The organism is Neobacillus sp. NPDC058068 (assembly GCF_042885335.1).
Classification (GTDB): domain Bacteria; phylum Bacillota; class Bacilli; order Bacillales; family Cytobacillaceae; genus Neobacillus.
The window spans coordinates 148,359-160,052 of the sequence record NZ_JBHVSI010000015.1 but is presented as its reverse complement, the minus strand read 5'-3'; the positions used below and the strand labels follow the sequence as shown (position 1 = coordinate 160,052).

12 protein-coding genes are annotated in these 11,694 nt (G+C 41.8%); 2 read left to right on the top strand and 10 right to left on the bottom strand.

From position 1 onward, the window contains the following. Nucleotides 1–224 precede the first annotated feature (224 nt). The 9 genes from cydS to ACFVSW_RS18230 form a co-directional block, all read right to left on the bottom strand. Nucleotides 225–326, bottom strand: a complete 102-nt coding sequence (cydS, locus tag ACFVSW_RS18270; protein ID WP_407937457.1) for a cytochrome bd oxidase small subunit CydS family protein — start codon at nt 324–326, stop codon at nt 225–227. Nucleotides 327–346: 20 nt separating this feature from the next. After that, nucleotides 347–1,372 (bottom strand): cytochrome d ubiquinol oxidase subunit II, encoded by a 1,026-nt coding sequence (locus tag ACFVSW_RS18265; RefSeq protein WP_387318071.1) that lies wholly within the window; start codon nt 1,370–1,372, stop codon nt 347–349. After that, complete coding sequence (locus ACFVSW_RS18260) at nt 1,369–2,715, bottom strand: cytochrome ubiquinol oxidase subunit I (RefSeq protein ID WP_387318070.1); 1,347 nt, start codon at nt 2,713–2,715, stop codon at nt 1,369–1,371. The genes ACFVSW_RS18265 and ACFVSW_RS18260 overlap by 4 nt, the downstream gene beginning before the upstream one ends. Before the next feature lie 603 nt (nt 2,716–3,318). Further along, the gene (locus ACFVSW_RS18255; protein ID WP_387318069.1) at nt 3,319–4,497 is read right to left on the bottom strand and encodes an MGDG synthase family glycosyltransferase; all 1,179 of its coding nucleotides are present in this window, start codon (nt 4,495–4,497) and stop codon (nt 3,319–3,321) included. A 167-nt stretch (nt 4,498–4,664) separates the two neighbouring features. Next, entirely contained in the window at nt 4,665–5,273 is a 609-nt protein-coding gene (locus ACFVSW_RS18250; protein WP_387318068.1) for a DedA family protein, read from the bottom strand. A 10-nt stretch (nt 5,274–5,283) separates the two neighbouring features. Further along, a complete protein-coding gene (locus ACFVSW_RS18245) occupies nt 5,284–5,937 on the bottom strand; it encodes a polysaccharide deacetylase family protein (protein WP_387318079.1) in 654 nt (217 codons plus the stop codon). A gap of 35 nt (nt 5,938–5,972) precedes the next feature. Continuing rightward, nucleotides 5,973–7,337, bottom strand: a complete 1,365-nt coding sequence (locus tag ACFVSW_RS18240; RefSeq protein ID WP_387318067.1) for a sensor histidine kinase — start codon at nt 7,335–7,337, stop codon at nt 5,973–5,975. Between the two features lie 4 nt (nt 7,338–7,341). Continuing rightward, nucleotides 7,342–8,040 carry a response regulator transcription factor gene (locus ACFVSW_RS18235; protein ID WP_387318066.1) on the bottom strand — a complete coding sequence of 233 codons (699 nt, stop codon included), beginning with the start codon at nt 8,038–8,040 and terminating at the stop codon, nt 7,342–7,344. A 189-nt stretch (nt 8,041–8,229) separates the two neighbouring features. Next, the gene (locus ACFVSW_RS18230; protein ID WP_387318065.1) at nt 8,230–8,823 is read right to left on the bottom strand and encodes a putative ABC transporter permease; all 594 of its coding nucleotides are present in this window, start codon (nt 8,821–8,823) and stop codon (nt 8,230–8,232) included. A 251-nt stretch (nt 8,824–9,074) separates the two neighbouring features. Here ACFVSW_RS18230 and ACFVSW_RS18225 point away from each other — a divergent pair, with 251 nt between their 5' ends. Together ACFVSW_RS18225 and ACFVSW_RS18220 are read left to right on the top strand one after the other, a co-directional pair. Further along, nucleotides 9,075–9,800, top strand: a complete 726-nt coding sequence (locus ACFVSW_RS18225; protein ID WP_387318078.1) for an ABC transporter ATP-binding protein — start codon at nt 9,075–9,077, stop codon at nt 9,798–9,800. Further along, nucleotides 9,797–10,855, top strand: a complete 1,059-nt coding sequence (locus ACFVSW_RS18220) for an ABC transporter permease (protein ID WP_387318064.1) — start codon at nt 9,797–9,799, stop codon at nt 10,853–10,855. Before ACFVSW_RS18225 ends, ACFVSW_RS18220 begins: the two co-directional genes overlap by 4 nt. A 38-nt stretch (nt 10,856–10,893) precedes the next feature. Here the strand turns inward: ACFVSW_RS18220 and ACFVSW_RS18215 are convergent, their stop codons facing one another. After that, entirely contained in the window at nt 10,894–11,487 is a 594-nt protein-coding gene (locus ACFVSW_RS18215) for an NADPH-dependent FMN reductase (protein WP_387318077.1), read from the bottom strand. Nucleotides 11,488–11,694 lie beyond the last annotated feature (207 nt).

The window sequence follows — 11,694 nt, the reverse complement described above, 5'->3', positions numbered from 1 at the left end:
CGCAGGCGCTTTAGCGCCGAGGAGGCTCACCGCCCGCCCCGCGGAAAGCGAAGCGCCTGGAACGGAAATCAACATTCACTTTTAACACAGCCTAACAAAAAAAGAAGTTTAAGAGGATTGATAAGAAGGAAAAATGAGTGCCAAATTCATATAAAATTTGGCACTCATTTTTTATAGGTAACGGAATCCGTTAATCGATGCGACTCTTCATTAATGCATGTATGTTATTTGTTCACTGCGTTATCCTTTAGAGCACTCCAGAACCCAACCAGGATGGATGCGATCAGCACAAGAAATGGCGCATAAAAGATCAGGAATTTTTCCAACACCGTTAGTCTCCTCCCTCCTAAGCATGATCATTTCGATCACCTTGTACATAGGCTTTGTTAAACAGGAACAGCCTGAGCAACAGATACAGTGACGGCAAAAGCAAGCAAAGTCCGGCGATAAACGCAATGACGAGCGCCGTAGCCATCGCTTTATTCGTGAAGCTGTCATAAATCGTCAAATACGGATACATTAAATATGGGTAATGAGAAATTCCATAGGCCAAGAAGGCGGACGTAAATTGCCCAATCAATAGCCAAAAGGCGAAACCGTAGGCAAGCCGCTTCCAAAGTAAGAACACCGTCCCCGCAAAGAAAACCACCGATAGCGCAAACAGCCACCAGACATCGACTAAGCGTTGATAATGTTCCGGATTATGTCCCTTCATTTCTACAATAATGCCGGCAGCCGTGATGATTGCCGGTACCGCCCAAACGAGTGCATATTTCCTTAGCAGGCTTACGGCAGCCCGGTCTTTCGCCTTTTGCGCATACCACGTTAAAAACACCGCGGAAATATATAAGACGGAAGTCAAACTTAGAACGACAATACTCCAAGATAATGGGCTCGTAAACAGTGTCCAATAATCGAGGACAGGTCCCGAATCCATCATAGTGACAAAGCCGCCCTCAGAAATCGTCAAAACAATCGATAAGGAAGCCGGGATAAATAATCCCGTCAATCCGTACAAAATCGTGTAGCGTTTATGCTTCAGTCCCCCGTATGTGGTAAATGCATAATAGGCGCCGCGGATGGCCAGCAAGATGATGGCAATGCTCGCGGGGACAAGCAAGGTTGAGCCATAATAATAGGCTGTTTTCGGAAAAAAACCAACAATCCCGACAAAGAAAAACACTAGAAATACATTCGTCACTTCCCAGACCGGTGATAAATAACGTTGAATCACCTTCGTCAAAATATGCTCTTTACCTGTCACTGTACTGAAGGCGTTAAAGAATCCCGCTCCGAAATCAATCGATGCAACGATAATATATCCGAAAAGAAACACGCCCAATACCGTAATACCTAGAATCTCCAGCGTCATTTCGCAACACCCGCTTTCTCTCCAGCCCGGTCAGCCAATTCCTGTTCCACCGGATTCCGGCGGAACATCCGCCATAATATGAAAACACTGCCAATCCCTAGGATGAGATAAAGACCAGCAAACAGCCAGAGCATCGTATCGACATGACCGCTTGCGGTTGCTGCATCCTTTGTCCGCATAATTCCGCGCAATACCCACGGCTGGCGCCCGACTTCATCGAGCCACCAGCCCGCTTCGATCGCGATAATTGATAAAGGACCGCCGAGCACCAGCAGCCATCTAAACCATTTTGAAAAAATAAACTGCCATTTACGCCATGTTCCGACAACATACACTAACGATAGAAGAACCATCCACATTCCGATTGTCACCATTAAATCGAACATATAATGGATATAGATCGGCGGCGTGTCGGCCTCCTTAAATTGGTCTAACCCAATCACTTCAGCATTTGGATTGCTATGGGCAAGGATGCTGAGACCAAAAGGAATTTTCAGGGCATATTTCACTTCACCGTTTGCAAGGACACCGTACAAAATCAGCGGCGCCCCCTTTTCTGTTTCAAAATGCCACTCCGCTGCTGCTAATTTTTCCGGCTGATATTTCGCTAAATACTTGCCGGAAAAATCGCCGAGGACCGCGGTGGCAATCGAAAAAATCAGCCCGAGCTTCATTGTTAAAAATAGTGCCTTCTTGTGATACACATGATTAGAGCCCTTCAACAGCCGATAAGCGCCGATCGAAGCGAGAACAAACGCCGATGTCATATAGGCTGTGACCACGACATGGGCCACCTTGGACGGCATCGCCGGGTTAAACATCGCCAGCAGCGGACTTACATTCACCAGCTGCCCGTTAACCAAGTCAAAGCCTTGCGGTGCGTTCATGAACGCATTCACAATCGTGATAAACACGGCAGAAAACGAGGCACCCAGCGCAACCGGAATTAAGAGCAGCAAATGCTTTTTCTGATTCTCAAATCGATCCCAAGTATATAGGTAGATGCCTAGAAAAATCGCTTCAAAAAAGAAGGCGAACGTTTCCATAAATAACGGCAGGGCAATTGTATTTCCTGCCAGCTCCATGAAATTTGGCCATAGAAGCGAGAGCTGCAGACCAATTGCGGTCCCGGTTACCACTCCGACTGCCACGGTAATGACAAAGCCCCGCGTCCACCTGCGCGCTAGTAAAATATAATGTTCGTCATTTTTCTTAATCCCAACCCATTGGGCAATCATAATCATCAGCGGGATGCCCACGCCGATGGTTGCGTAAATAATATGGAAGGATAAGGTTAACTCTGTTAAGACTCGGCTAAAAAATAGTGCATCTTCATTTCCCATTAAACGAGACGACCACCTTTCTTATATTCTTATGGCTTCATTCAGAAAAGCCGGCCAATAATTGATAAGCCGATAATAAAAGCAACAATAAAGGACAGCCAGATTAACATTCGCTCTTGTTTTTTATAAATAAGGCACCCCTCCTTCATGCTCAGAATATTTCATACTTCTCAATCCCTCTTATTTATTGTTCCCTATTTTATTTACTCGCACACGGACTATACCGATTCACAAAAATTTCATGCCGAATAGTGGTAGTACGAGGCATAAAACAAATTTTTGAGTGAAAATCCTTTCGATAAGTGATTTAAATAAAAGGCTCTGTTATAACTGAATGTTGATTGCACTGTGTTTGAAAAATAAACGGAAAAATTCCTTTTAAATTGGGAAATACCCATATTTCCTTAATAATAAAGGGAGTTTTTCCGTTTATATTATCCAAATCGTTGGATTTTGCCTAATTTAGAGCAGTTAATCGGAATATCTCCGCTTATGAATGCTCATACCTACACGAAAATCAACAATGAATAATAACTGAGCCAAATAAAAAAAAGAAGAACCGTACCTTGGCTCTTCTTCTTCATTCTGCTATTTGAAATTCTCTTAAGCTCCTGCTCTTTGAAGGACTTTTTGCTGGCTGCTAAATGTTGCTTGAATACGGCTTGTCTCTTGGTCGAGAATGACTTTGATGGCATCAACCATTGATTCCGGATTATTGAGCTCAATCCCCTGCTGATAGGAATTGACGGCCTGCTCCCAGCGCTTCATTTTGCCGGCATCCTGCAAAACAGCGAGCAATTGATTTTCCAATGGCAATTTCTGTTCAAGTTCAAAGGCAAGCTCTTTGTCCTTTAAATGGTGTAGATTAATTTCCTCTTGACCGGGAAGCATCGAATGAACAAAGATCGGCAGCCGCTTTTTCAAGGCTTCACTCACAGTGACACCGCCTGGTTTGGTCATAATCGCATCGACCGCTTCATAGATATTGTTCATTTCGGTCCTTGATGAAAGATAAGGCAATGGCTTAATATGCGCCAAATTCCATGCGCGAATTTCCTCAAATAGTTTCCGATTCTTGCCGCAAAGGACTAAATAATCTATCTGGGTGGAGCGTTTTAACTCATCCGCCAGCTTAGCAATTCCGCCCAAACCGCTATTTCCCCCGGCGATTAAAACTTGCGGACGCAGGTTGTTTGTTTTATTCCTGACGTCATTCTTAGTAATCCGTTCATGAACAGGAATACCAGTGACAAACAGCCGTTGTTTGGGAATTTGATATTTTTTGAGCAGGTGTTCCTTTACATGCTGACTAGGAAGAAAATGAGCATCGATTCCCTCTCTTCCCCAAATGCTATTAATAAAGAAATCAGTATACACATTAATGACCGGGATGTCGCATTTCCCCTTCATTTTCAACTTACTGAGTAAATTGGAAGGGAAGCCATGCGTACAAACGATTAAATCTGGGTTTTCCTCCGCCAGCAATTGCTCCATTTTTTTCATAAACAGCGGCTGATACCATTTAAAGGAATGACCTTTAGCAGGCGGGACGTAAAAAAAGCTTTTATAGGCGAGATTATAGGATTCCGGTGCATAGCGGATCCATTTTAAATAGCCATTCGTAATCATTTTCTCTAGCGATTTATTGGTATAACTTAATAAGTCAATTTTTTTAAAAATAATATCGTCTGTATGATTTTTTAATAAGTCCATAATTGCCTCAGCGACTTGGTGATGCCCTGACTGCATTTGTAACAGTGGTAAAAACAGAATCTTTTTCATTTGCTTCATCTCCTGTTCTTATAGAAATCGTTCCTAGAGATGATGATTTCTCCTTCTCAACTGTATCACTGTTTACTGGAAAAACGAGGTTTTTAATTGATTTTTAATCATAGTTTCAGCGTTTTTTTACAGAACAAAAACCCGAAAATCAGCCTTCGGGTTTTGTTCTATGTTGTGCTATCCTTTGATTCCGTTTTTTTCCTTTTCATATATTTTATAATAACATAGAGGATAAAGATGAGGAGTAAGATTATTCCTAAATAAGGGACATAGGCGGGATTAATATTAAATACCTTGCCCGCAAAATATCCTGCCAAAATAAACGGAATGACCCAGAGAAGTGTGCCTATTAGTGAAAAGAGAAAAAAGCGCTGAAAAGGAATGTTGGTAATACCGGCAAAGTATGGGCTTATTTGGCGCAGACCCGGCAGATAAAACCCCAACAAGATTGTTTTACGGGAATTTATTGTATATTTATGGCTGACTTTTTCCAATCGTTCACTCGTAATTCCAACATACTTGCCAAATTTTTTGATGAACGGGGACCCAGCATATTTTCCGCAGCTATAAGCTGTCAGCATTCCGATAAATGCACCAAGGATCGAAGAAATCATCGCTAATTCTAATGAGAGCCTGTGATGGACACTCAGGACACCGATTAAAAACAGCAGCGATTCTTCGGGGGCAGGGATGCCGACAATCCCGAAGAATAAAAACAGAAAAATTACGGCATATCCATATATTTCAATATAATTTACAATCGTATCAACATTCATAATGGCCTCATTATATATCTTTTAATGTAATAAACTTTCTTCCCTTATTTTCCTGCAAATAGATTTCCAAGCTCTTAAGCATATAGCCGGGCGCTGACTTGTCCGCACCAAGCGTTTCCCCACAGTCATGAAGCAGTAAAATCGAACCTGGTTCTGTTGCTTGCTGCAATTGCTTCGTTAATCCGTGTTTCCCTTTTGCTTCCTTCCAATCGCCGAAGATATGCGACCACAGGACGACCTTATATTGTTTACTTACCAGCAGGCTGAAAAGATTAAAATGTCCCCATGGCGGCCGGTAAAACATAACTTTCTCATTCGTGCATTCCATGATGGCCTGTTCCGTCATCCGGAGCTGTTTTTTTAATTGAAAAGGCGAGAGAATCCAGCTTGATATATGTTCATAGTGATGGATACCAATCGTATGCCCCTCCTCATTCATTCGTTTAATGATTTCAGGGTACTTTTTCACCTTAGCACCGACCACAAAAAAGCTCGCCTTTACATCATTCTTTTTTAAAAGATCTAACAGCTGTGGTGTGTATTCGGGATTGGGACCGTCATCAAATGTTATCGCAATTGCTTCTGTTTTCGTCCGTTTGCTTATGCCCAGGCTGCCAATCCGAATCAGCACTGTAGGCAATACCGCATAAACAAGAATAAGCATCAATAATAAAATGAAACCTATGATTACTAGTTTGATCATTTCCTTTTTGGTAAGAACAACTCTGCCTCTGTTCCTACGCCCTCCGTACTTCTTATTTTTATTTCCCCCTGGTGCTGCTTGATGATGTTTTTTGCAATCGCCAAGCCGAGCCCGGTTCCGCCCGTCTCCCGGCTTCTCGCTTTATCAACCCGGTAAAACCGTTCAAAGATATTTTCGAGCTCCCCCTCGGGTACACCAATCCCATAATCTTTTACGGTAATGCTTGTTCCTTTTTCTGTGTCCTCTAAATAAACGTCTATCTTATCCATACTATACTTGATGGCGTTATCGATTAAGATAATAATCGCCTGTTTGAGCTTTACTTCATCCGCGACCACAGTAATAGAGGCTTCATTAACATGGAGATCAATCATCCGCTTATAGGCTGCTTGCAGTTGTTTGCTTATATTCTCACATAAAGAGACTAAATTGATTTTCTTCGTTTCTAAAAGATTCCCCGATTCGGTATCGGCAAGGTCAAGAAACCGTTCTGTCATTTTTTGAATCCTTGTTGCTTCAGAATGAATCGATTCAATCGCATCACGGGCAACCGCTTCATTTTGGATTCCCCTTCTAAGCAGAAGGTCTGCATAGCTTTTAATCACTGTGAGCGGAGTTTTTAATTCATGAGAGGCATCGGAGATAAACTGCCTTTGCTTTTCAAGGTTTGTCTCAAGTCTGCCAATCATGCGATTAAAGGTGACAGCCAATTTCTGCAGTTCGTCCTTTGTTTCATGTTGAATGACGATTTTCTTTGGGATTCCGCTTTGCTCAATATCCTCCATCGTGTTAATCATATTGGAGATCGGTCTCATAATCAGATTGGAAAGCCATCTGCCCCCAAGCAGTGACAAGACCGCGCCGAGGATTGTACAAAAGGTAAGGATGGACAGTAATAAGTCCTTTCCTAATTCCAGGCCGGCTAGTTTCTTGCCAAACTCTAGTGTGCCGACAACCTGTCCATTCTTTTGGATTGGCACCCTGACAATCGCAATTTGTTCTTCTTTATTATTTAGTTTAATCGTGAGCCGGTCTGTTCCTTTTTTTGCGGCAAATTCGGCCTTTATTTTTGCGGCCATCGGCTGATCATTGGTTACTTGATTGACAATTTTTGAATCGGGATTGATAACCCGAATATAGGAATGGTTTGCAAGGTATGGGGTTAATTTCTCCTTCTTGTCGGCAGCGGAGGTCTCCTTGTCGAGCTCCTTGATTAACAAGCTTGCCTTTTGTAGCAGTTCATCATCCTCCATATTAACGGTAATTTTCATAAAAGAAAAAAAGACCACTGCGTTGACTGCAATTAGTACACAAATAATCCAGGTCGTCGTGATAAGATTGATTTTTGTTGTTATCTTCATTTATTTAATTCTCCCTGACTGTATAACCGATTCCCCTAACAGTCTGAATAATCGTTGGATCTGAAAAGCCTTCTTCAATTTTTTTGCGTAAATGTCTGATAAACACATCAATGACATTTGTTTCCCCTTCATATTCATAGCCCCATACATGAAAAAGAATATTATCCCTTGTGACGATTTTATTTTTATTAGTTAGCAAATACACGAGCAAATCAAATTCCTTCGGGGTTAACGTAATCGAAGCCTCACCCCTTATCACTTCTCTCGTCTCAAGATTGACGGTCAGGTCCCTAATCGCTAATACGGAATCCTCCGCTTGTGAAGCCTTGACAGCAATGGAATTCTGCCGAAGACAAGCGCGAATTCTCGCCAATAATTCCTCGATTTCAAATGGCTTGGTGATATAATCATTGGCCCCCTGGTCGAGGCCTGCCACCTTATCCATCGTCATGTTACGGGCGGTTAGTAAAATAACAGGAATCTGCGTATTTACTTTGCGAATTCTTCTTAATACCTCAATGCCGTTCATTTCAGGGAGCATGACATCTAAAAGGATTAAATCCAGTTTTTCGTTCAAGGCTGATTGTAATCCCGCCTTGCCGTCATACGCAACGACGACCTCATAGCCTTCATATTCAAGTTCAAGCTTTAAAATCTTGGCGATTTGTTTTTCATCCTCTACTACCAAAATTCGTTGTTTCAAGATTACCGCTCCTTTTTACTGTCTATCTCAAGATGCCCATTCCAACTATTTTGCGTAAAACGCTCCACTTCAATGTAGCATTATTTTGCTGATATTTCTTTTTTTCATTGAAATTTAATCTATTTTTCAATACGAAAACTCCTTCAGCTTTATGGAAACGAAGGAGTTTTTACTGGTGCCGTGGCGCTGTTATTGAATTGGATTTGATGATTCATCAGTTACGAGGTCCTTTAGTGAGTGTCTTCGTGTCGCTAATGCGAGGTCGGCAAGGAAGTATAACCCTGCCACAGCCCAAATCCACGCCCAAAAAGGCGCGATTGCTCCATAGAAAGCAGTAAGGGCTGGATGGATCCATTGTAAACAAATGATAGCCAGAACAACCCAGCAAAGGGAAAAAGGCAAACAAATATGGCCGTGCAGCTGCATCGGGGTGTCGGAATAATCCCACCACTTTCGGTTGAATAATTTCTGCAGCAAGGCGCCGCTCACATATTCCACGATGGTTGGAATGAAAAAGCAAAGCAGGACTATAACCGCCCAATGTGTGTTCGACGGTATGAAATAAACTAAGAGAATAGGAGCAAAGCCATACATCGGTTTAAATGGCCCCCACAAAAAATTTGGTTTGAAAAATACCCGACTTGTGAAGAAGCTATAGCTGTTTTCGAGCAGCCAGCCAATAAACGAATACAGCGTGAAATAAAAAATGATGGCCGCCGCTCCTTCCACATTAAAAATCCCCGGATTTTGAATCTCAATACCATTCAGCAAGCTAATAATCATGGCTAAACCACCTTTTGTAGATTGGAAAATTTACCATTTTAGGTTTAACCGTCTGGCTGACAAATATACAAAAAATTCCTAAGGGAGCGCCAGAAAATATGTCGTAAGAATCAGAAGTTCGCGTTCTGCTTGAAATGAACACTTTGCCCATTATTGTTCATTGTAATTCCAGTCATCCCATCATAAAATAACGGTATAGAGATGGTAAACACAGTGTTCATTACTGAGATTGCCTAAGGAGAGGGTAAATGATGGATCCAACTATTAAAGTGGAAGATGTCAATAAAAGCTATGGTAAAAAGCCCGTTTTGAATGGTGTTAACTTAACAATCCCGAAAGGTCAATTATTCGGGTTAATCGGTCCCTCGGGGGCAGGTAAAACCACACTTGTCAAAATGATTGTCGGAATGGAAAAGGCTGATACTGGAACGATTCATGTATTAAATCAAAAGATGCCCAACCTTGGTTTGCTGCAGGAAATCGGTTATATGGCCCAATCGGACGCACTCTATGTTGAGTTAACCGGTGAGGAGAACCTGAAGTTTTTTGCCTCACTTTTTGGCTTAAATAAGGAAGTGCAGAAAAAGCGGATTACTTACGTTGCCACCTTAGTAAATCTGACGGGCGACCTAAAAAAGCGCGTAGCGGCATATTCAGGCGGAATGAAACGCCGCTTATCACTGGCTATCGCACTAATTCAAGACCCCCAAATATTAATTTTAGATGAACCAACAGTGGGAATTGACCCGGAATTAAAATTGTCGATTTGGAAAGAATTTTTACGCTTGAAAAATGAAGAAGGAAAAACGATTATCGTGACCACACACGTGATGGATGAGGCTGTGAAATGTGATTATGTCGCCATGGTCCGCGATGGACGGATTTTAACCAGCGGTTCGCCAAGTGAGTTAAAAGCGTTATACGAAACAGACGATTTTGATGAGGTATTCCTGAAAGCAGGGGTGAAACAGGCATGAGGATCTTAGCGCTAATCAAAAGAATCTGCCAGCAAATGTTCCGCGACAAACGCACCTTAGCCTTATTATTCGTCGCACCCCTATTAATTTTAACCTTGATGTTCTTTCTATTTAACGGCAACACCGTCGACCCTAAATTAGGAGTCTTGAAGGTTGACAGCGGCTTAGTAGATGCATTTAAAAAAGCAGACATAAAGGTAAAACAATATGAGTTCGTTACTAAGGATACGGTGGTAGATGACGACCTTGACGGCTTGCTGCAGCAGGATAACGGAAAACTGAAGCTGACATTGCGGAATGACGATCCTTCAAATGCAAAAGTGCTGCAAATGAAGGTAAACCAGGTGATTGCTGCCGAGTTCCAAGCCAAGATTATGTTGAAAAGTTCTGGACCAGCGCCAACCGTAACACCAAAGAGTATCGATGTAAACTACGTATACGGCAATGCGGATACTGTCTTTTTTGATGTCCTTAGCCCGATATTAGTTGGTTTCTTTGTCTTCTTCTTTGTCTTTATTATTTCAGGAATAGGTCTTTTGCGCGAGCGGACAACAGGGACATTAGAAAGGTTATTATCGACCCCGATTCGAAGAGCAGAAATTGTTACTGCCTACTTAGTTGGTTATGGAATATTCGCTGTCATTCAAACGATGATTGTAGTCTTTTATGCGATCAATGTATTAGATATAGTCCTTGCCGGCTCGATTTGGAATGTGCTATTGATTAACTTGCTGCTCGCTTTGGTGGCACTTTCTTTAGGGATTCTGTTATCGACCTTTGCGGCTTCAGAATTTCAAATGATACAATTTATCCCGATAGCCGTTATTCCGCAAATATTCTTTGCCGGGATTTTCCCGCTTGAAGGGATGGCCAATTGGTTGCAAGCAGTCGCGAAGATTATTCCAATGTATTATGCAGGGGATGCCTTAAAGGGCGTCATGTATAAGGGTGCCAGCTTCAGCGAAATCAGCGGCGATCTCCTCGCATTAGTTATTTTCGCAGCCATCTTCATCTTGCTGAATATTATCTCCTTGAAAAAATATCGTACCTTATAGAAAAAAGAGGGAATGTTACCATTCCCTCTTTCATTATTTTATCGGATTGTTTTTAATGCTCCGCTCCATGCTACTACTTCACCAAGCATTGCATTTACATTTGTTAAGTGCAATTCTGCTGGTTTGAAGACACTGCCATTTTCAAAATCTGTAAATAAAGACAATGTTGGATGTGTGCGAACGTCAGCTACTTTCAATTCTCCTAAGATCCCACGTAAATGTTCAGCTGCACGGGCACCGCCTGTTGAACCATAGCTGACAATTCCAGCAGCTTTGTCATTCCATGCTTCACGTGCAAAGTCAAGAGCATTTTTTAATGCGCCTGTGATGCTGTGGTTGTATTCTTGAACAACGAATACGAATCCATCTAAGCTTGCTAGTTTTTCGTTCCAAGCAGCGATGCCTGGTTCTGAACCATCAGTTGTACCTAAGAATGGTAAATTAAAGTCTGCAATATCAACGATTTCGTAATTTGCATCTCCGCGCTTGTCAGCAATTCCTTTTACCCATTCTCCAACTTGTGGGCTTACACGTCCTTGACGTGTGCTTCCTAAAATAATACCAATGTTTAATTTTGTCATTTTCGTTTCCTCCTCTTGTGTTTTACCAAATAATTTATCTAAAAAACCCATAGATAACAGCATCTCCTCAAAACCAAAATTCTCAATTTCATTTATTACAAATTAAAATATTTTTAATTCGAGATAATAATATTACTTTATTCTCCACTTGTCAATAATTTTAATCCAAATTCACAACATTTTTCGACCAGTCAGCGACACCAAATAGTGTTTTAAGGGAAGGGAACCTAGCTTTAAAAAAATCATTTTACCCCTTGA